This window comes from Rivularia sp. PCC 7116, assembly GCF_000316665.1.
GTDB lineage: Bacteria > Cyanobacteriota > Cyanobacteriia > Cyanobacteriales > Nostocaceae > Rivularia.
Genome location: NC_019678.1, coordinates 2,816,399 through 2,836,984 on the forward strand (window position 1 = coordinate 2,816,399; position 20,586 = coordinate 2,836,984).

General features: G+C 36.1%; 18 protein-coding genes and 1 pseudogene. 9 read left to right on the forward strand and 10 right to left on the reverse strand.

Annotated elements, in window-relative coordinates:
- Positions 1-214 precede the first annotated feature (214 nt).
- From RIV7116_RS11010 to RIV7116_RS11020, 3 genes are all read left to right on the forward strand, one after another.
- Positions 215-961, forward strand: a complete 747-nt coding sequence (locus tag RIV7116_RS11010) for a hypothetical protein (protein ID WP_015118373.1) — start codon at positions 215-217, stop codon at positions 959-961.
- 178 nt (positions 962-1,139) lie between these two features.
- A complete protein-coding gene (locus RIV7116_RS11015; RefSeq protein ID WP_015118374.1) occupies positions 1,140-2,108 on the forward strand; it encodes a GTP-binding protein in 969 nt (322 codons plus the stop codon).
- A 200-nt stretch (positions 2,109-2,308) separates the two neighbouring features.
- On the forward strand, positions 2,309-3,382 hold the full coding sequence (locus RIV7116_RS11020; protein ID WP_015118375.1) for a WD40 repeat domain-containing protein: 1,074 nt from the start codon (positions 2,309-2,311) through the stop codon (positions 3,380-3,382).
- Positions 3,383-3,403: 21 nt separating this feature from the next.
- Here the strand turns inward: RIV7116_RS11020 and RIV7116_RS11025 are convergent, their stop codons facing one another.
- The 4 genes from RIV7116_RS11025 to RIV7116_RS11040 form a co-directional block, all read right to left on the reverse strand.
- The gene (locus RIV7116_RS11025) at positions 3,404-4,216 is read right to left on the reverse strand and encodes an Rpn family recombination-promoting nuclease/putative transposase (protein ID WP_015118376.1); all 813 of its coding nucleotides are present in this window, start codon (positions 4,214-4,216) and stop codon (positions 3,404-3,406) included.
- Between the two features lie 123 nt (positions 4,217-4,339).
- A complete protein-coding gene (locus RIV7116_RS11030) occupies positions 4,340-9,277 on the reverse strand; it encodes a DUF4011 domain-containing protein (RefSeq protein ID WP_044290883.1) in 4,938 nt (1,645 codons plus the stop codon).
- A 273-nt stretch (positions 9,278-9,550) separates the two neighbouring features.
- Positions 9,551-10,162, reverse strand: coding sequence for a cation transporter (locus tag RIV7116_RS11035; protein ID WP_015118378.1), 612 nt, complete (start codon positions 10,160-10,162; stop codon positions 9,551-9,553).
- Between the two features lie 90 nt (positions 10,163-10,252).
- Positions 10,253-10,618: a metalloregulator ArsR/SmtB family transcription factor gene (locus RIV7116_RS11040; RefSeq protein ID WP_015118379.1), complete on the reverse strand. Its 366-nt coding sequence runs from the start codon at positions 10,616-10,618 to the stop codon at positions 10,253-10,255.
- Between the two features lie 142 nt (positions 10,619-10,760).
- On the opposite strand from RIV7116_RS11040, the gene thrS reads away from it, so the two are divergent.
- The 4 genes from thrS (at position 10,761) to RIV7116_RS11060 (ending at position 14,537) form a co-directional block, all read left to right on the forward strand.
- Positions 10,761-12,623, forward strand: coding sequence for a threonine--tRNA ligase (gene thrS, locus RIV7116_RS11045; protein WP_015118380.1), 1,863 nt, complete (start codon positions 10,761-10,763; stop codon positions 12,621-12,623).
- Between the two features lie 36 nt (positions 12,624-12,659).
- On the forward strand, positions 12,660-12,920 hold the full coding sequence (locus RIV7116_RS11050; RefSeq protein ID WP_015118381.1) for a hypothetical protein: 261 nt from the start codon (positions 12,660-12,662) through the stop codon (positions 12,918-12,920).
- 71 nt (positions 12,921-12,991) lie between these two features.
- Positions 12,992-13,378: a DUF1636 domain-containing protein gene (locus RIV7116_RS11055; protein ID WP_015118382.1), complete on the forward strand. Its 387-nt coding sequence runs from the start codon at positions 12,992-12,994 to the stop codon at positions 13,376-13,378.
- Positions 13,379-13,466: 88 nt separating this feature from the next.
- Positions 13,467-14,537, forward strand: a complete 1,071-nt coding sequence (locus RIV7116_RS11060; RefSeq protein WP_015118383.1) for a GTP-binding protein — start codon at positions 13,467-13,469, stop codon at positions 14,535-14,537.
- Between the two features lie 152 nt (positions 14,538-14,689).
- On the opposite strand, the gene RIV7116_RS11065 is transcribed toward RIV7116_RS11060, so the two are convergent.
- Entirely contained in the window at positions 14,690-15,094 is a 405-nt protein-coding gene (locus RIV7116_RS11065) for an NIL domain-containing protein (RefSeq protein WP_015118384.1), read from the reverse strand.
- Positions 15,095-15,365: 271 nt separating this feature from the next.
- Between RIV7116_RS11065 and RIV7116_RS11070 the strand changes: the two genes are divergently transcribed.
- Together RIV7116_RS11070 and RIV7116_RS11075 are read left to right on the forward strand one after the other, a co-directional pair.
- Positions 15,366-15,956, forward strand: coding sequence for a thioredoxin family protein (locus tag RIV7116_RS11070; RefSeq protein WP_015118385.1), 591 nt, complete (start codon positions 15,366-15,368; stop codon positions 15,954-15,956).
- 163 nt (positions 15,957-16,119) lie between these two features.
- Entirely contained in the window at positions 16,120-17,181 is a 1,062-nt protein-coding gene (locus RIV7116_RS11075; protein WP_015118386.1) for a hemolysin family protein, read from the forward strand.
- A gap of 85 nt (positions 17,182-17,266) precedes the next feature.
- On the opposite strand, the gene RIV7116_RS11080 is transcribed toward RIV7116_RS11075, so the two are convergent.
- The 5 genes and pseudogenes from RIV7116_RS11080 to murG form a co-directional block, all read right to left on the reverse strand.
- Positions 17,267-17,503: a DUF6737 family protein gene (locus tag RIV7116_RS11080; protein ID WP_015118387.1), complete on the reverse strand. Its 237-nt coding sequence runs from the start codon at positions 17,501-17,503 to the stop codon at positions 17,267-17,269.
- Positions 17,504-17,530: 27 nt separating this feature from the next.
- Entirely contained in the window at positions 17,531-17,635 is a 105-nt protein-coding gene (locus RIV7116_RS37590; RefSeq protein WP_083894124.1) for a BsuBI/PstI family type II restriction endonuclease, read from the reverse strand.
- A gap of 37 nt (positions 17,636-17,672) precedes the next feature.
- Positions 17,673-18,146 (reverse strand): annotated as a pseudogene (locus RIV7116_RS36920) (hypothetical protein); the annotation flags it as partial.
- A 9-nt stretch (positions 18,147-18,155) separates the two neighbouring features.
- Positions 18,156-19,169: a DNA cytosine methyltransferase gene (locus RIV7116_RS11090; protein ID WP_015118389.1), complete on the reverse strand. Its 1,014-nt coding sequence runs from the start codon at positions 19,167-19,169 to the stop codon at positions 18,156-18,158.
- Positions 19,170-19,369: 200 nt separating this feature from the next.
- On the reverse strand, positions 19,370-20,443 hold the full coding sequence (gene murG / locus RIV7116_RS11095) for an undecaprenyldiphospho-muramoylpentapeptide beta-N-acetylglucosaminyltransferase (RefSeq protein WP_015118390.1): 1,074 nt from the start codon (positions 20,441-20,443) through the stop codon (positions 19,370-19,372).
- Positions 20,444-20,586 lie beyond the last annotated feature (143 nt).

The window sequence follows — 20,586 nt, forward strand, 5'->3', positions numbered from 1 at the left end:
GGAACGAGTCAAAAATTCAGAACTGGTTCCTAGCCTCTGGCTGGGAACTGATGATTGAAGGCTCTGCCTTCAGGAAATCAACGAGAGGCAGAGCCTCTGGGCTATGCATTCCCAGCCCGGAGGCTGGGAACGAGTCACCTACTAACTATCTACTATCCACTAACAACCAACAACCAACAACTAACAACCAACAACTAACAACTAACTCATCATTATGAAGTGGGCAATTTTAAGCGGTATTGAAGGTAATTTGGCGGCTTACGAAGCGGTGATGGCGGATATTAAACGTCAAAGTCGTTATATAGAAGCTTTATATATTCTAGGAGATGTGGTGGGACCAACTCCGGAGTCTGAGAAGCTGGTGGAGCGTTTGCATCAGCCACAGTCTGGGTTAACACCGCTGGTTTGTAAGGGCTGGTGGGAGGAGCAATGTTTGATACTGCATGGTTTATCTGCAAGTTCAGACGAGAACGATTTATTGGAACAATTTGGTGGCGAGACAGTAAAATTACTATGGGATAATGTTTCTCGTCATACTGTAGAGTGGATACGAAATCTTGATTTTGGTTTCTTTGAATTAGATTGTTTATTAATTCACGGTACAACTGTATCTGTGGATGAAGCATTAACTCCGGAAACTTCTCCAGTTATGATGTTAGATCGGGTAGCGCGAATGCAAGCAAATAATTTATTTTGCGCTCGTTCTGGTTCAACTTTTCAGTATAATTTAGAAGCTGGTTCGATTGATACGGGAATAACTACCCTTGATAATCAAACACCAAATCAAACTATCAACGTTACTCCACGTATGGTTGTAGGTGTTGGTAATGTGGGTAGAAAATCAGGAGAAGCAACTTACACTCTCTACAACCCGAATAATAATCAAGTAGAATTTAAGACAGTTCGCTATGGGGTAAATAAGGGTTTTGGAGTCAAAAAAACAACTGTTAAGTCTAATTAGTTTTTCGCTATTTGTTATTTAATTGTTCTATATTTAGCCAATGAGGAATTAAAAACATTTGATTACCCGAATAATTTCAAGTAAGGCATTACAAATTTTATTATTCAAGTTAGCTTCTATCTAAAGGTAATGCAGTACCATATTACGAGAATGATTTTCATTGTCTGGGAGAATAAGGATGACTGCTCAAGCTTTAGATACAGTCCCCGTAACCGTTCTTACTGGTTATTTAGGAGCGGGGAAAACAACTTTACTCAACCGGATTCTCACCCACGAGCATGGTAAGAAAGTCGCGGTGATAGTAAATGAGTTTGGGGAAGTCGGAATTGATAATCAATTGGTTATCGATGCTGATGAAGAAATCTTTGAAATGAATAATGGCTGCATTTGCTGTACGGTGCGCGGTGATTTGATTCGCATCATTGCTAATTTAATGAAGCGACGTGACAAATTTGACCACTTAGTAATTGAAACTACTGGACTAGCAGACCCCGCACCTGTAATTCAGACTTTCTTTGTAGATGAAGATATGCAGGAAAAATTGAATTTAGATGCTGTAGTTACAGTAGTCGATGCTAAGCATATTTGGCAACATTGGGATGCGGATGAAGCTCAAGAACAAATAGCTTTTGCTGATGTAGTTTTACTTAATAAAACAGATTTAGTAGCCCCAGAGCAACTTGAAGAATTAGAAAATAGAATACGGGGAATGAATGCAATGGCAAAAATCTACCGTACTCGCAATTCTGAGTTAGAAATGGATGCGCTTTTAGGGGTGAAAGCTTTTGATTTAGATAGAGCTTTGGAAATTGACCCAGATTTTTTAAGCGAAGATGCTCACGAACATGATGAAACTGTTTATTCGATAGCTTTGGTAGAAAAAGGTGAATTAGACGGAAATAAATTAAATCAATGGTTAAGTAATTTATTACAAACCAAAGGACCTGATATTTTCCGGATGAAAGGTATTTTAAATATTGCAGGAGAGGATGAAAGGTTTGTTTTCCAAGGAGTACATATGTTATTAGATGGAAAACCAGACCGTTTATGGAAAGAAGGCGAACAACGTAAGAATGAACTGGTTTTTATTGGTCGAAATTTAGATGAAACTCAGTTGAAGAAAGATTTTTTAGCTTGTATGGCTTAATTTTTATTAATCGTTATAGCTACTGATGTATACCTCAAAACCTCACCCCCAACCCCTCTCCTTAACAAGGAGAGGGGAGATAAAGCACAGCTTTATTGGGGTGAGGTGAAGCTGTACCTCGGTTGCTTCATAAATGCTATATTCTGCCATTTTATTCTTTCTTATTTCTTACTTCTTACTTCTTACTTGCTTTTAAGATTATGAAAACTATTAAATCTACAGACTTTGATTTAAATTGGAATAATATACTTTCTGATTATATAACCGCTGTAAATTGGTCTTCTGATGGTAGTACTTTAGCGATGAGTTCTGCTGCTGGTGAAGTAAAAGTTTTGGTAGAAAACGAATTAATAGCTTTGCAAGAAGTCACCAATACTTCCATTGATAGACTAGCTTTTTCTACTGATGGAAAGTTTTTAGCAGTTGGCGGACAAGATGGTAAAGTAAAAATTTGGAGTACTTCTAATCATCAACTGATTGCGACTTTAGAAAATGCTCCAGCTTGGGTAGATAAGTTAGCATGGAGTCCCCGCAAAAATTTACTAGCTTTTAGTTTGGGACGTTACGTACAGGTTTGGGATGCAGACATCCAAGAAATTGTTGTCACCTTGAATTTTGATAATTCTTCAGTACTGAGTATTGACTGGAGTCATGATGGTAAATTTCTGGCGATCGCTGGTTATCAAGGTGTGAAAATTTGGCGCTCTCATGAATGGGATGAAGACCCGTATTTGTTTAGCATACCATCGGCTAGTGTTGCTGTGGCTTGGTCGTCTGATGGTAAATACATTGCTTCGGGTAACATGGATAAAACTATCTGTGTATTGGAAACAGATTTGATTGCTAATGCTAAACAAGCCGAACCTTGGTTAATGCATGGTTTTCCCGGAAAAATTCGTCATTTAGCTTGGTCAAAAGTTACTACATCTAAAAAAGAGCCATTACTCGCATCTTCCTGCGGAGAAAGTATAGTTATTTGGGAAAAACAAGATGATGCATCTTCCGGTTGGGGTGCGACTGTATTAAGCAATCACAGCGATATTGTAGAAGCAATCGAATTTGCACCCGATAACTTAATGCTTGCTTCTGCTGGTGCTGAAGGTTGGCTTTGTTTGTGGAAAAAAGCGAAAAAAGTAACGCAAGTTCTCCAAGGTGCTAAAAACGGGTTTTCTTGTGTTGCATGGCATCCCCAAGGTCATAAAATTGCTGCTGGGGGTCAAAATGGTGAAGTGCTAATTTGGTATAAAGGTAATCGTGGAGTTGGTTTTGCTTAAAGATTGATAATTCTTGAGTATTCAAGATTCTTCCTCACTTTGCTTTTCAATAGCTTTTCTGACAACTTCAACTTCCAATTCCAGAGCTTGAGCAATTTGTTCGACACTCAATCCCATATTTAACAAACGGGGTATTGTTTCAAGTTTTGTTGCTATTTTTGTTTTTTGTTCAACCTCTTGCTCAACTTCTTCTCGAACTTCTTGATAAAATCTAGTTTTTCGCCACTCGGTTAATCCAAACATCGCTGCTAACTCCTGTCTAGTTTGATTGGAGAATTTATAAATCAACATCCTTTCTACTAATTCTAAAAGCTGCCGACGGTTGCTGACATCTACTTGTTGGACTTTTTCGATTAAATTTCTGGCAACTTCTACAGCTTCTTCTTCCGGAGCAACTACCAATCCAATTATCCCCAACCCAATTGAAGAAGAAGTATCTGTTAATTCATCTAGATATATTACTTGTATTTGCCCATCAGATAGTGATGTCTGATACGCAATCGGAATACCAGGGTCAAGGCTACGTTTAGACCATAAAACTACTGCTTTCCAGTTTTTATCTGGTTTATACTGGTTGAGATAAACAAAGGCTTCGGTGATTAATCGCCAGTATAAATCGTCATCACGCTGATATTGTACTTCTACAAAATAAATTGGATCTTGGGGATATTCGGGCTTAGGTATAAATAAACCATCAATTCTTCGCGCAAGCTCTTTTATCTCCACAGAGGAAAATTCATAGTGTAAAGCTTGAGTGGGAGATTGTTGCAGTATTTCAAATAATACGCTGGGAAGGTTTTGTAGCAGCGTATAAAAGATTGTATCTGTTTTCATCCATTAAAACTTTGGAATCACTGGTAGAGCATATGTATTATACAGCAATGTTTATACCAATTTGCCCACAGTCAAACTATTATTACTTGTAATTTAATTTAATATAAACAGAATAGTTGTTTATCAAAGGGTTGAAGTGAATTTTTGTTCTAATTGTTCAATGTTATCTATCAAAATCTGAACTTGAGCAGGCTTATTGCGGAACCAATCTGTTGACCAAATTCGATGAATTTTCCAACCCAACCTTTCAAGGACTTGCTGTCTTAAACGGTCGCGGTCTCTTGCGGTGGGTGAATTATGATAAGATGCACCATCGCACTCAATTCCTAACAAAAACTCACCTGGACGATTTTTATTAACCACTCCCAAATCAATTCGATAACCAGAACATCCTACTTGGGTGCGAAGAATATATCCTTTTTCTGCTAGTGTATGATAAACATCTTCTTCAAAGGGTGAGTCAAATTTAAGCTTATCAGTATAAAAATTACCTTCAAGTCTTTCACCACCACTAGCAGCATACTCTAAATAATCGCGTAGTAATCTTATACCTTCGCTTTTAGTACGTGTGGTATCTATATCACCAGCAACAATTGAAGAAACCAAAGTCAGCTTTCTTTTAGCTCGGGTTACAGCAACATTTAATCGTCTTTCTCCACCTTGTTTAATTAAAGGACCAAAGCTAAGAGAAAACTTACCTTGAGAATCGCGAGCATAACCAACGCTAATTACAATTGCATCCCGCTCATCCCCTTGAACGTTTTCCAATGCTTTAATAAAAAACTGAGGTGAGTTATCGCTGCAAAATGTTTCTAGCTCGGGATGTTCTTTACTTAAAATTTCTATTTGCTCCCCAATAGCATCAGCCTGAGCTTCACTAAAGGCAATAATACCAAGGGATTGTTCGGGAAAGTTTTGAAAATGTTCTAATGTAAGTTGAGCAACTATTTCTGCTTCCCGTCGATTGTCCCTGCGTCCACCACGGTCGTAAATACCATCAGGAACGTGTTTAAACCATACTCCCAAATCTGGATTTTGAACTGGGTTGGGAAAAGTTACTAATTGAGAATCGTAAAAATGTTTATTAGAAAAAGCAATCAAACGCTCATCTTGACTGCGATAGTGCCATTTTAATGTACGTCCAAACATAAAATTTGAACATTCATCTAAAACACTTTCATAACTTTCATCATCAGTATCATCTAAATCTTCTTCACTATCTCCCGTGGAGAAGAATGAAGTGGGAGGTAATTGTTTGCGATCGCCAATTATAATAACTTGGTCGGAGCGAATTATTGAGGGGACAACATCTTCTGTACGAAGCTGAGATGCTTCATCAAAAATAAGAACATCAAAATGAACTACATCAGCGTTAACATATTGGCTGACTGAAAGTGGACTCATCATCCAACAAGGTTTCAAAGCTTTGACAAGATTAGGAATTCCCTTTTGGTTATCGTTAAGTAATTTACGAATGGGTAAATGTCTACTTTTTTTTGTTACTTCTTTTTTTAACCTTGGTAATTCAGCTTGAATAATCGAAGTTTTTTCCTGTTCTTCCCAACATTGTAGGTGACGTTGTTTTAAGCGTTCTTTAGCAGCATCAAGTTGGTAACTATCAAGTTTAGTAAACTCTTGAATTTGCTGCTCCTGTACCTCAACATTAAAATTCTTTAACTCAGGTTTTTTAGCAAGGATAGCATCAAGACAAGTTTGGTAAATACGCTTCTCTAAAATTGGGAACCAAAGTTTTGGTTCTATATTATTGTCACGTAAAGCATCTAATAATTTTTTAGTTCCGAGATTTTCTAGCTTTTGATAAGTTTCCTTGTAAGTTAGCCATTCTTGAAAGTCAGATAATTCAGATTGAGCTAAATTGAGAAAATCTTCTAGTTCTACAAAAGGAATTTGATTTACAGGTAAATAAGAATCTGTAATATCACTTTCGTTAAAGTGCGATAAAAGGAAACCTACTCCTTGGTTAATATTGCTGCTAATTTCTTCAAAGTTTTGAACAAGTTGATTTATTTCTCGTCGCAGAAAAGAAGAATTAATTATTTGCTGTATAGAGTCATGATTTAGCGAATAAGCTTCTAATTCAAGCAACCAATTCAAAGCATCTTCAATTGGCTTTAACTCCGCTTCTTGAGAAATTTGTGGATTAAACAAAGACCCAAAAACTTGACGGGGAAGATACTCTGGATGACTTAATTTATTTCGTAAAACAACAATAGGATTGGGTTTATTGTCTCGTAAAGCATTAACGAATTCTTGCAGTCCTAATTTTTTTAATTCTTCGCAAATTTCTTGGTATTTTAACCATTTGCGAAAATCTTCCAAGTCAGTTTCAGCTAGATTAATAAATTCTATAAGTTCTGTAAATAAGATTTTATTTTTAGGATAATATTGCTTAACAATATTATTCTTGTTAAAGTATAAAGTTAAAAATTTTATTCCTTGTTCAAAAATTGCGGGAAATGATTCGAGTCTTTGAACTAAATCGGATAATTCCTGTTGTAGAGAAGAAGAATTTATAATCCGTTTTATATAATCATGAGGAAGGGAATAATTTTGTAAGTTAGTTAGCCAACTTAAAGCTTGTTCGATTTTGATTAGTTCTGATTCATTAGAAACTTCTGGATTAAATAAAGATCCAAAAATTTTACGAACAGGGGAATTTTTTTGATGCAGTTCATTTCTGGCTGTTTGCACTTCTACAGCTTGCGATAAATCTCTTTTTAATTCATTAAATGAAGTTCCTGCTTCCTGAAAGCACAGTTTCTTCAAACGCTTCATATCTTTTCTATACTGAGCATTAAAAATGCTAATAAACCAAAAACGGTTATATCTTTGAAATCTATTATTCAAAGCAGGCAATTGTGAAGAGAATAATTCAGAATGATATTTTTGTTTTAATAAAGTCTCATTTTCTGATAAATAATTAACACTTTTTTTCAAGTTAGCGAAAGCATTTTCAGCATTTAATACATCTACTTCTATAAAATCATCGGGTAAATTTGATGGAGCTTGCAAAATATGTTTAATAATTTGAATGCTTGCTTCGACATCTTCTATGTTCAATAATGGCTGATATTTTAAAATAAGTTGAAGCCGTTCGCTATCAGTTTGTAGGTTAGAAAGAGCTTGTTGAAAATTATTTATTTTCTGATGTAACTCTAACTCTAGAGCTTCGGAGCAAGATTGCAATTTACTGCTTGACCAGATATTCGCTTTTTCTTCTCTTAAAAATGAAACAAGGGAAGAAAGCTGTTCGAGTAAATCAAGACCAAAATGTGAAGGTTGCGTTCTCTCAATTTCTTGAACATCTTGTTTTAAAATATCAAATGCTTCACGAGCATTCACAACATCTACTTTAGCCCAATTTTCAGGTAATTGATATGGTGCTGTTGTTATATGAACAACTGCTGGATAATAATGCTCTAAAGTTTCTACATTAGATAACGGCTGAATTTTTAGCTTTCCTTCAAGTTGCCGACTAAGAATTTTTATAGAATCAATCGCTTGCTGAAAATCTTGTATTTTCTCTTGAATTTCTAATTCAAGTTCATAATAATAAGAATTAATCGAGCTTTTTGACCAAATAGTAGTTTTTTCTTTTTTAAAAAATAGTAAAAACTTTGCTAACTGGCTGAATAAATCTTTTGCTTCATCCAATCTATTTGGATTCCACTGATTAAATTTAGAAAATATGACATTTATATTAGGAACTTCTTGATGTTCTTTTTTCAAAAGCTCGCCAAAAATCTCAAAAGGTGATTTATCTAAAGGCTTCTGTTTGTCATGTAAACTTGTAAGATATGAATTCAAAGATTGACGAGTATTTACCAATTTTTCAAATAATAACTGATGATTTTCAGCTTCAGATACTTGTGAAAGATAATCAATTGTTTTTGATAAATTGTTTACAATTTTTCTTTTATCTGTTGTGCCACTATGGTGTAGATTCAGACATATATTGTCTAAACCACATTCTGCCATGCGTTTATAAACAACATTCAGTGCAGTTTCTTTTTCCGCAACTAATAAAACAGATTTACCATCACCAATTAGTTCGGCAATCATATTTACTATTGTTTGACTTTTTCCGGTTCCTGGTGGTCCTTGAACAACAAAACTAGAACCAGATTTTGCAGCTTCAATAACAACTTGTTGACTAGAATCAGCATCAAGAATCTGAAATATTCTTTCCGGTTTAACTTGAGAATCTAAAGCAGACGCAGGTATAGGTTCTTGATAATTAGACTGATATTGATTTAAATCTCCACTAATTGCTTGCAAAATAGGATGAGTGAATATCAAATCTTCATTTTCAATAATGTCTCGAACCATTGCAGCTTTGGCATAAGAAAATAACGATAGAAAGACATTCTCTTTAATTTCCCATGTCTTGTGTTCTGAAAAAGCTTCGCTAACTAGAGCAATAATTTCACTGTAATTTAATTCTTGGATTGTTTCTGCTTCTGGAAAATCAATTGCAAAATTTTGTTTTAACTTTTGTGTTAAAGCTGGATTTAAAACAATCTCCTCATCTAAGACAGATATTTTGTATATATCCCTCCCCCGCTCCTTTGTTAATTCTAAGGGAAGCAAAATCAACGGTGAAAGCAAAGCTTCTTCTGGTTTATCTTTGTCATACCAAGTCAAAGTTCCCAATACTAAAAATAAACTATTAACTCCTCGTTCCTCAAAGGAGCGTCTTGCTTCACTACGAATTTTTTTGAGTCGTTTAAGTTGCTCGTTACCAGCTTGACGAGTAATTAATTCTAAAGAACTTTTTCTTTCTGGTAATTTTTTATTTTCTTTCAATAGAGTAATATCTTGATACTCGCTATCAAGTATTTGAAATTGAAACGATTTTTTCCCTTCTGTGAGATTTTTGAAGAGAATATCCGGTTTATCTGTCAAAATCTCCAAACTTCGAGGGCTATCTTGCTTAAACTTGATTAAAGGATTCCGTCGTCCTAAATCAGCCAGTCCAGCTTTCCACCTGACAATCTTTTGAATAAGTTTTTGTTGATAATCTGAAGCAGGCTGTTGCATACTCGTTGATACCATAGATATACGTACAGCCAAACATTATACTTATTAAATTTGCTTTCGTCTTTGCTTTATTGGCTTAAGAAGGCTACTAAACCTTTAAAAGTGATGCAAACTTCTATTCGCTTCGTAGTGATAGTAGTCAGTGGGAAAATGGTGGAATTTGCAAAGATACTGGAGCAATTAATTTATTTGGCAGCAACCAACTTCTGTAGCACCCTTAAAAAGCATTCATGATTGTCAATAAATCTCAATTACGGCCCACAAAAATAGCATCTAGGCCAAAGCTCTCCAAGACTGTGAAAGTACTGTCCCTGCTGACTTTGCAAACACAAACGTTAATAATAAACCTACTGCTAAATCAGGAAATATCGAGCCTGTCAGAAACACTAATCCTGCTGCTACAAGAACGGATATATTGGCAACGATGTCATTCCTCGAACACAACCACACAGAAGACATATTCAGATTATCCCTTCTATGTCTAGCTAATAACAACAGACAGACTAAATTGGCAAGTAACGCTATAACTCCAATCGCACTCATAACGGTTGCTTCTGGAGTTACACCCGAAAAGAATTGATAGGTTGCTCTAGCAAATACCGAAATCGCAAACACAAACATGATGATTCCCTTCAGAAATGCTGAGCCAGCCTGAGCTTTACTACCCTTATTAATGACATATAAACTGCTTGCGTAAACCAAGGTATCACCTAGCATATCGAGGGAGTCTCCAGTCAAAGATATCGAATCCGCACGAATACCTGCTCCAAACTCCACAAAGAACATTACTAGGTTGATAAACAAAACAACCCAAAGAACATTAGCTTGCTGTTTTTTCAGCTTCGTTAGCTCACAACCTTTGTTTTGACAGCAGTTATCACTCATAATTTTCCTATGATTTAATTATTCTAATATTCAAACGAACATTAGAATGATATCACAAAGAAAGTTCATTCTAACGTTGCTTAGAATGACTTACTCAGCAAGTTGCTTTAATGTATAGTAGAGAACTTCTGCTATACGCTGGTCTTTAAGAGAATAATAAGCTAGCTTGCCATCGTTTCTATACTTTAAAATTTTAAGATCGCGTAGTTTCCGCAAATGATGAGAGGCAGACGCAATTTTGACATCAAGCAGAGAAGCCACGTCGCAAACGCAAAGCTCTTGACCGTTACTCAGAGCGTGAAGAATCTTTAAGCGTGATTTATCTGCTAAAGCACTAAAAAGAATTTGAGCATTTTCGATAATATCATCTCCCGGCAATGCTTCACCAACCTCTTGCACTAATTCCGAGTTAAAACACTGGGTTTGGCAAACGTCACTTTCCTTGGCTTTAGTCACAAATCTTGACGTACACGAGGTTTTACAACTTAATTATAGCTGAGGCGTGATAATCGGTTTATTTTTATTACTACCCGAAAAAGTCTTTACATCAAACCAACTTTTTACGCTATTATGATAACGATTCTCATTCTAGTTGCATATGGTCAGTTCATTATCCCAATCTCAGGAAGGCTTGCAAGAGAAAGATGCCCAAAAGCTTGAGCAGATTCGTCATACTTGCGCTCACATCATGGCTATGGCTGTACAAAAGCTGTTTCCGGGGACAAAAGTTGCGATTGGACCAGTTACCGATACAGGTTTTTACTACGATTTTGATTGTCCTGTAAGTATTACCCCAGATGATTTGGGTAAAATTGAAGCCGAAATGCGGCGAATAATTAAGTCAAATTTACCTATTATTCGTGAGGAGGTGGAAAGGGAAGACATTCAAAAAGAAATCACAGCTTTGAATGAACCATATAAGTTAGAAATTTTAGAACGAATTCCCGATCAAGAAATAATTACTCGTTATTTTATTGGTAGTCCCGATGCTGGTAATAGAGAATCATCATTGCTTGCTGTAGATAATACAAATAATACAAAACTTAATCAAGCTAATAGTTATTGGTGGGATTTATGTGCGGGACCCCACGTAAATTTTACTAGAGAAATTAATAAAAAAGCGTTTGCATTATTAAATGTTGCGGGTGCATATTGGCAAGGAGATGAAACCAAGCCGATGTTACAGCGTATTTACGGTACAGCTTGGGAAACTCCAGAAGAATTACAGGCTTTTTTGAAGCAAAGAGAAGAAGTATTAAAACGCGACCATAGAAAATTAGGTCAGCAATTAGATTTATTTAGCATTCAAGAAGATGCTGGTGGAGGGTTAGTATTTTGGCATCCTAAAGGTGCAACAATTCGCTACATAATTGAAGAATATTGGCGCAAATCTCACATAGAATCTGGTTATAAATTACTATATACACCCCATATTGCTAATTTAGATTTATGGAAAACATCGGGTCATTTCGATTTTTATAGTGAAAATATGTTTGATTCGATGGAAGTGGAAAAACAAGCTTATCAAATTAAGCCGATGAATTGTCCTTTCCACGTACTGACTTATAAAAATAAGCTACATTCCTATCGAGAATTACCATTAAGATGGGCGGAATTAGGAACAGTTTATCGTTACGAACGTTCGGGAGCGCTACATGGTTTGATGCGAGTGCGTGGGTTTACTCAAGATGATGCTCATATCTTTTGTTTACCAAATCAAATAGCTGATGAAATTTTAGGAGTATTGAATCTTACTGAGCAGATTTTATCTGATTTTGGTTTTAATAATTACGAAATAAATCTTTCTACTCGTCCCAGTAAATCAGTAGGAACAGATGAAGTTTGGGAGTTAGCAACTGCGGCTTTAAAAGAAGCATTAGATAATAAAGGTTGGAATTATATTGTAGATGAAGGTGGTGGTGCTTTTTATGGACCAAAAATAGATATAAAAATTCAAGATGCGATTGGTCGTTTGTGGCAATGTTCGACGATTCAGGTAGATTTTAATTTACCTGAAAGGTTTGATATGCAATATGTTGCTGATGACGATACTAAAAAACGACCAATAATGATTCATCGGGCAATTTTTGGTTCGATAGAACGTTTTTTTGGAATTTTAATTGAGAACTATGCTGGTGATTTTCCTTTGTGGTTAGCGCCAATTCAATGTAGATTATTACCAGTTAGCGATGAAGTACGAGAATATGCAGAATCCGTAGCGAAGGAATTGCATAAAGAAGGATTAAGAGTAGAAGTTGATGGTAGTGGGGAAAGATTAGGTAAACAAATTCGTAATGCGGAATTAGAAAAAATTCCTGTAGTTGCTGTAGTTGGAAAACGAGAGATGGAAAACCAAAATTTAAGCGTGCGTACCCGAAAAGGTGGAGATTTAGGAGCGCTATCAATCAATGAAACAGTTACTCATTTGCAATCGATTATTGCTTTGAATACAACTATTTAAAGTTAATTTAAGCTATTAAATAAGGTCATAAAATATATGAGCTTTTCTTTGGGTAAACAATTTCAGAAAGCCAGTTCTGAGAAAACTAAGCAAATTAAACAATGGATTTATCAAGCTTTGGAAATTGACGATGAAATTTCTATTTCTTTAAGTCAGCTGCAATGTACGGAACCTGGATGTCCGCCAATTGAAACGGTAATAAATGTGATGACTAATCCCGTACAACAATACAAAATTCACAAGTCTATTGCTGAGATAGAATATACAGATATTAGTTTGCTCAAGCAGAATAAATAATCGGGAGCATTTCAAAATCGAGATGCTCCCTAAATAATTTTTTTGTTATTTGTTGTTGAAATTTATCTAATATGGCTTCTCACACATTATTTGTTTGTAAATCCTGTTACTTTTCAGCTACACAACGCGATTACATGGGCGAAAGGGGTGGTAAACATTTATTAAGTAAGTTACTAGATTTGCATCAACACTGGTCGTTAAAATCTGAATTTGTCATTGCAGAAGTAGAATGTTTAAGTGCTTGTAAAAGACCTTGTTCTGTAGCGCTTACTGCTCCAAAAAAAACTAGTTTAATGTTTGGTGATTTACCACCATTAGAAAGTGCAGCAGATATATTAAAATTGTGCGAAAGATATCGTACTAGCACTAATGGCATAGTTTCACGAAATGAACGACCAGAAGTTTTACAAAAAGGAATATTAGCACGAATTCCCGCACCGATAGACCAGCAAAAATAGAAAATTATTTTTACGCTTAAATATGTTTAAATAATCTGACAAAAATCAAAACTTAGTAACAACTTAGTAATAAATACCAGGAGAAATTATGACTCAACTAACTGCACCCAAATCTGATATTATTCCCGATATTCCTAAAAGAGGAATGCCTGTTACTATTATTACCGGATTTTTAGGTAGTGGTAAGACAACATTACTCAATCAAATTCTTCATAACAAAGAAGATTTGAAAGTTGCCGTGCTTGTAAATGAATTTGGTGATATTAATATTGATAGCCAGTTACTCATCTCTACGGATGATGACATGATGGAACTGAGTAACGGCTGTATTTGTTGTACTATTAACGATGGATTAGTTGATGCGGTTTATCGAATTTTAGAAAGAGACGAACGCATTGACTATATGGTCATAGAAACTACAGGTGTAGCTGACCCATTACCAATTGTTTTAACTTTTTTAGGTACAGAACTCAGAGATTTAACCAATATTGATTCCATACTTACTCTAGTTGATGCAGAAGCTTTTAATAGCGAACATTTCCAAAGTGAAGCTGCTTTAAAACAGATAACTTATGGTGATATTATCCTCCTCAACAAAACTGATTTAGTTGGTGAAGAAAAATTAGGTGAGCTAGAAAGTTTTATTAAGGAAACTAAATCTGGTGCAAAAATTCTTCGCACTTCTTACGGTAAAGTTGCTTTACCATTAATTTTAGATGTGGAATTGACCCCCAAAGATGAATATTCTTCCTTGATTGAGGAAGATAGTCACGAACATCATCATCATCACCATGAGCACGACCATGACCACGACCATCATCACCATGACCATCATGACCACGAACACCATCACCATCACTCAAATCATCTAGAAAATGATGGATTCGTTTCCATTTCTTTCCAGAGCGATCGCCCTTTTGATGTGCATAAATTTGAGACATTTCTGAATGAAGAAATGCCAGAAAATGTATTTAGAGCCAAGGGTATCCTCTGGTTTAGCGATAGCGAACTACGACATATTTTCCAACTTAGCGGTCCTCGCTATCAACTCAATGCTGATGAATGGTCTACTACAAACCGCCAAAATCAATTAGTTTTCATCGGTCGCAATTTGGACAAAAATGAAATTCATTCTCAACTTAACAATTGTTTACTATAATTCAAATAATTTTAGTAATTATTGCTCGTTAAATAGTTAGTTGAAGGACTGTAAATACACCCTGCAACGCCGATTTTATTTGTCTAATTGCAATGAAATTAGTGTTGCAAAAGTGAAGCATTCAGCACTAACTACTAAACACTAGTAACCAATTATAAATTTGTCGAAATTGCATTCACCGGACAAGTAGGAATACATTGCTCGCAAACAATGCAGCGAGAACGAGTAAACGTCAATTTAAAACTTTGAGGATTAAGAGTAAGTGCTTGTGTCGGGCACACCCCAGTACATAATCCACAGTGAACGCAAGATTCCTCGTCGATGACAATTTCTCCCAAACTAAGCGAAACAGCAATGTTCTGCTCCCGCATCCACTGTATCGCTGCATCTAACTGGTCAATATCCCCAGATAGCTCCACAACCAGTTTACCAATTTGATTGGGAGCAACTTGAGCGCGGATAATATTCGCAGCTACATTAAAATCCTTAGCCAGTCTGTAGGTAATGGGCATTTGAACCGTGCGTTTAGGAAATGTAATGGTAACTCGTTTTTTCATTTTGGATTAGTAATTGGGGATTGGTAATTGGTAATTGGTAATTGGGGATTGGGCATGGGGCATAGGGCATAGGGCATTGGTAGTAGGAGTTAGGAGTTAAGAGTGATGAATAAAATGATTAACTATTTTTACCCATTACCCATTACCTATAAGCCATTGCCCATTACCAATTACCCATATGATGTTTTTATTTTCGTAACAGTTCTAATAAATGGAAGTAGAGAGTTAAACTTGTATGAAATGACTTGTTAAGACTTTATAAACTTTTATCATGAGTAAGGATTCGTCCTTAGATTCGCAGGAAAAGCCAGAAGCAACTTTTGGAATACGTCTCCGAAATTTTTTGATTGTAACGGTAGCTGCTGTTCTTTCAGTAGCTTTATTCATAGGACTCCGAAGTGAGACCAGTTCGGCTTCCCTAGCCGATTTAGATGAGAATTCCATACCATTGGAAGTTGCTTTGAGTAATGGAAAACCATCTTTAATAGAATTTTACGCTAATTGGTGTACTGTCTGCCAGAAGATGGCACCCGATATTGCCACACTAGAAACAGAATATGCCGATAAAGTAAATTTCGTGATGCTGAATGTAGATAACAGTAAGTGGCTGCCGGAAATGCTGCAATATCGTGTGGATGGGATTCCTCATTTTGTGTTTTTAGATGCAGATGCTCAAGCCCAAGCAGAAACTATAGGCGACCAACCCCGGACAATTATGGGAAGTAATCTAGAAGCCTTGATTGCAGGTTCAACCTTACCTTATGCTCAAGCTAACGGTAGAGTTTCGCAATTTTCTACAACCGCAGTGCCGACAGGTAATAATGAAGACCCACGCAGTCACGGCAGTCAGGTGGTGAATTAGAATGCTTGTGACAGCTTGTAGACTTGCTCGTAGTTTTCTAACAAGCAATATATGCTTGCGTGGGTTTAAGATAGGTGAGGTTGTATTAGCTACAACATCGCTTGTAGTACTTCGTTCAAAACACAATTAACCTCAACTATTCTTCCCATAGCTGGGAAATATGATGTTACAGCTTATTTTCGTTGTTATTTTTGTTATTTCAGGTTCAGCCCTCTGTTCTGGAATAGAAGCGGCTTTATTTTCGGTTTCGACGCTCAAAGTTAGACAATTAGCGCAGTCAAAGAATGCATCAGCAGTGGCTTTACTGGCGATTCGCGAAAACATGAATCGACCGATTGCTACTATTGTAGTCATCAATAATATTTTCAATATTGTCGGTAGTATTATTACAGGTAGTCTTGCCGAAGAAGTATTTGGAGATGTTTGGCTGGGTGTATTTTCAGGAGTTTTGACATTTCTGATTATCATTTGTGCAGAAATTATTCCAAAAACTGTAGGCGAGCGCTATGCAGAATCAATTTCCCTACTTATAGCGATTCCTCTTGCTGCATTGACTTTAATCTTTACACCTTTGGTATGGGTTTTAGAGAATATTACAGCACCTTTCACTAAAGGTAAAAAACAACCAACAACTAATAAAGCAGAAATTATGTTGTTGGCAGATATTGCTCATCAAGAAGGAATAATTGAACGCGACGAAGCACAGATGATTCAGCGGGTGTTTCAGTTAAATGAACTGACAGCAGCAGATTTAATGACACCCCGAACGATACTTACATATTTGCGCGGTAATTTAACTCTTGCTGAAGCTAAAACTGATATTATCAGTTCGCAGCATACAAGAATAATTGTCATTAATGAAACTATTGATGAAGTAATTGGTGTAGCTTTAAAGCAGAACTTGCTGACAGCAATGGTAGAAGGAAGAAAAACTCAAAAAATTGGCACATTAACGCGAAAAGTTGGATTTGTACCCGAAACAATTCGCGCCGACAGATTAATGAGAAACTTTCTTGAAGCCCGAGAGCATTTAGCTGTAGTTGTAGATGAGTACGGTAATGTTTCTGGGGTAATTACCTTAGAAGACGTATTAGAAGTAATAACCGGCGAAATTGTGGACGAAACAGATAAAACCATCGACTTGCAGGCGATCGCCCGTAAAAAGCGAGAAAGAATGTTGCAGTCAATGCGTTTTGCTTATCGCTCTGTAGAAAATAAACGGTAAATCAGTTAGCAGTTATCAGTTAGGAGTGAGGAGTTAGGAGTTAGGAATTTTTCTACCCCCTCTTCCCCCTCTTCCCCCTCTCTCACTATTCCCCGTTCCCTGTTCCCTGTTCCCTTATCATTTCCATATAAGCTTTCGGGTATATCAATAGAAAAAATCCCATCCAAGTTAATAAAGGGATGGATACTAAAATAGTTAGCCAAACTTTGTGAAATAATAACCAGCTTCCAGAAATTATTGTTGTACCCGTGAGTAATATAGACCAAGGTTGACACCACCAAGGTTTATATTGCCATACGCTAATTGGTTTTTGGGAAGTCATATTTTTGATAATAATTGGCTCGAAATACTATATAGAATTTTTCGGAGAATAAGGACCTAAAAACTTTTCACCATTAAAATGAATTATATGTTCTGGTGATTGTGCAATCCAAACTTCTGTTTCCCATGCTATATCTGGCGCAAACTGTCGATAATTGTTCTTTTAATGTTTCTCTATTTGACAAAAAATTCTCAACTTCTTTTTCCCAGTTCAAATCGCTAAATTTTTTGATTAAATCAATATATTCTGGATTTAAAGCATATGAGCGCGTACCATCATTTTTCGCTGCGTTCTTGTTTGCAGAACTAGAGTTAATTATTTTTGCTAAAACAGGAAATTTTAAATCTTTGCGACGTATATCATCATATGAACTGTCGGAAATATTTTCATCAAAATGATTATTCCAATATCTGATAATATCTCTTGTTCTTAGAGCATGAGAGCCACTAATATTTTTCCAGTCAGTACTTTGTTTAACATTAGAAACAGCTAAAAAAGCCATTCCTATTCTTTCCCTACGTCTGAGCGTAATTCCTTCTAAAGGTATACCAAGCTTATCCAGAATATACAATGCTTCATTAATTAGCTGTTGCAGACTGTTTGTTTTCTTTGATTTTAAAATATATTGTGGTATTTTTGACATAACAAACAGCTAGAAAGGCAATGATAACTGTATTGGCGCTTGATATTGCTCTATCTCTTTAGAAGACACTCTATAATCCGAATTTAAGTATTCTCTAACACTTGCTGCTAAATGAAAAGCAAATAATGGTGAAACTGCATTACCAATTTGATTAAAACAGCTTGTATTAGTACCCATAAATTCAAACCAGTCGGGAAAGCTTTGTAAACGAGCAGCTTCTTCTAATAATAAACGTCTTCGTCTACCGTCAGGAAGTTTTATTCTATGCATATCACCTGTCGCACCAGCCAAGTTCCTACAGGTTAATGTTCTTGCTGGTTTATTTAAATGTAAATCCCGAGGATTTTTACAAGCGGATGCTTTTTCATATTTTGCAACATATTTATCCATATTATCAGTAAGAAATTTAGATTCTGGAGGAGTTGCAAATGCAAGTTCTCCTAATGCTTCACCTGCTGTGATTATTTTTTCTAATACATGTGGAAATTTAAATTTTCCATGATGACCAACTACTATTAAACGTTCGCGATTTTGAGGAACCCCGAAATTAACTGCATTTAATAATTTATATTCAACTATATAGTCTAAATTTTGCAACGATTGGATAATTTCGTCAAAATACCATTTATTTCTATAAAGTAAGCCTCGAACATTTTCAAATAACCATATTTGTGGATTTAGCTTTTTAACCGCATTTATAAATATTGGAAAACCATCTCGCGAATCTTTTAAACCTTTTTGCTTACCTCCCACACTAAAAGGCTGACAAGGAACCCCACCTATTATGACATCACATGACGGTAATTCTATTTCATTTGTAAGTACAACTTTCGTGCATTCTCCTTTTAGATTTTGATTATATGTAGCGCAAGAATCGCTATCCATTTCAAAGCCATATGTTACAAATCTTTGTGCTTCAAATCCCAAAGATAAACCACCACAACCTGCGAATAAGTCTATAACTATAGGGCTTTGAGATTGTTTCGGTGTTAAGAGATGGTTGATTTTATCTATATAGTTCATACTTTGAATAAGTAGAAAAATTTAGTTTGTACGAAGTGCTTTAATGCTTGTAATCATAATTGCACGGGATAACTTAAGTGATTTAGTGATTTGGCGCTCCCAGAACCTTACGTGTTTTATGCCAACACCTATATAAAAAATATAGGGCAAGCTACCAGCCCACCCTACAGTAAATCACGATTAAATTAAAAACTTAATATTTACCTTTCCACAACTTCCCTTACCAACTGCGCTAATTTCTCAGCGCTTTCGGGAACTGCTACTGTTTTCGCTTTATCGCTCATTTGCTGCAATTCTTCAGGAGATTTCAATAATTCTAAAACCTGTAACAGCAATTTTTCTGCGGTTAATTCTTTCTGCTGAAATAATATCCCTGCTCCTGCCGTCGTATATACTTGAGCGTTATAGGTTTGATGGTCTTCTGCTGCGTAAGGATAGGGAATCAAAATCGCTGGAGTACCGCATACGGCTAATTCGGTGACGCTTCCAGCACCGGAGCGACTGATAGCTAAATTAGCTCGTTGTAATAGCGCTGCCATGTTGTTGTAAAATGGCATCGAAATATACTGCGGATGCACAAGACTATCGGCTTCTGGGTCTTGGTTTCCTGTTAAATGCACTACATAAGCACCAGCTTCAAACCATGCAGGAGCGCTTTCGCGTACTAATTTATTTACAGAAACTGCTCCTTGAGAACCACCAAAAACTACAATTACAGGTGCATCTGGAGGAATTGATAAATCTAGTGATGCTTCAATTCCTGGTTCTAAAAAAGCAGAGCGTACTGGCGTACTAGTATATATAGTTTTGTTTTTAGGTAAATATTTTGCAGCAGCTTCAAATCCTACCGCTACAGCATTACATAAAAGACCGAAAAAGCGAGTAACTTTACCGGGTAAAGCGTTGGATTCATGAAGAATAACGGGTAAGCCCAAAGAACGAGCCGCAATCACAGCAGGGCCAGAAATATAGCCTCCCGTTGTGAAAACTCCGTTGAATTTGCCTTGTTTTAATATTTTTCTTACTTGTAGAATCGAACCCATGAGTTTACCCAAGGTGAGTAATGAAGAAATGCCCAAACCTTTTTGGAACCCTTCAACTCCGATAGTATTCAATTTATACTGTGTGGGAACTAGCTGAGTTTCTAATCTATTAGGAACACCCAGCCATTCTATTTGATAATCTGGCAATTGTTCCGCAAGTGCGATCGCCGGAAAAAGATGTCCGCCAGTTCCGCTGGCTGCTATAAGTAATCGTATAGGAGCGTCGTGCATTAACCCTTTACCCTGTTAGCGCCAAAGCTTGAATAAGATAAAACAATTTCCTGGTTTTTTGTAGACTCATCCGGAATGTCACTTATAAAGTGAAGTTATAGAATGAAGAATACATTAAAACAGCAAATAATTACTGTAGTTAA

Excerpts from the sequence above, each read along its gene's own strand:
- RIV7116_RS11010 (WP_015118373.1), top strand. The coding sequence starts at position 215 with ATGAAGTGGGCAATTTTAAGCGGTATTGAAGGTAATTTGGCGGCTTAC.
- RIV7116_RS11015 (WP_015118374.1), top strand. The coding sequence starts at position 1,140 with ATGACTGCTCAAGCTTTAGATACAGTCCCCGTAACCGTTCTTACTGGT.
- RIV7116_RS11020 (WP_015118375.1), top strand. The coding sequence starts at position 2,309 with ATGAAAACTATTAAATCTACAGACTTTGATTTAAATTGGAATAATATA.
- RIV7116_RS11025 (WP_015118376.1), bottom strand. The coding sequence starts at position 4,216 with ATGAAAACAGATACAATCTTTTATACGCTGCTACAAAACCTTCCCAGC.
- RIV7116_RS11030 (WP_044290883.1), bottom strand. The coding sequence starts at position 9,277 with ATGCAACAGCCTGCTTCAGATTATCAACAAAAACTTATTCAAAAGATT.
- RIV7116_RS11035 (WP_015118378.1), bottom strand. The coding sequence starts at position 10,162 with ATGAGTGATAACTGCTGTCAAAACAAAGGTTGTGAGCTAACGAAGCTG.
- thrS (WP_015118380.1), top strand. The coding sequence starts at position 10,761 with ATGGTCAGTTCATTATCCCAATCTCAGGAAGGCTTGCAAGAGAAAGAT.
- RIV7116_RS11050 (WP_015118381.1), top strand. The coding sequence starts at position 12,660 with ATGAGCTTTTCTTTGGGTAAACAATTTCAGAAAGCCAGTTCTGAGAAA.
- RIV7116_RS11055 (WP_015118382.1), top strand. The coding sequence starts at position 12,992 with ATGGCTTCTCACACATTATTTGTTTGTAAATCCTGTTACTTTTCAGCT.
- RIV7116_RS11060 (WP_015118383.1), top strand. The coding sequence starts at position 13,467 with ATGACTCAACTAACTGCACCCAAATCTGATATTATTCCCGATATTCCT.
- RIV7116_RS11065 (WP_015118384.1), bottom strand. The coding sequence starts at position 15,094 with ATGAAAAAACGAGTTACCATTACATTTCCTAAACGCACGGTTCAAATG.
- RIV7116_RS11070 (WP_015118385.1), top strand. The coding sequence starts at position 15,366 with ATGAGTAAGGATTCGTCCTTAGATTCGCAGGAAAAGCCAGAAGCAACT.
- RIV7116_RS11075 (WP_015118386.1), top strand. The coding sequence starts at position 16,120 with ATGTTACAGCTTATTTTCGTTGTTATTTTTGTTATTTCAGGTTCAGCC.
- RIV7116_RS11080 (WP_015118387.1), bottom strand. The coding sequence starts at position 17,503 with ATGACTTCCCAAAAACCAATTAGCGTATGGCAATATAAACCTTGGTGG.
- RIV7116_RS11090 (WP_015118389.1), bottom strand. The coding sequence starts at position 19,169 with ATGAACTATATAGATAAAATCAACCATCTCTTAACACCGAAACAATCT.
- murG (WP_015118390.1), bottom strand. The coding sequence starts at position 20,443 with ATGCACGACGCTCCTATACGATTACTTATAGCAGCCAGCGGAACTGGC.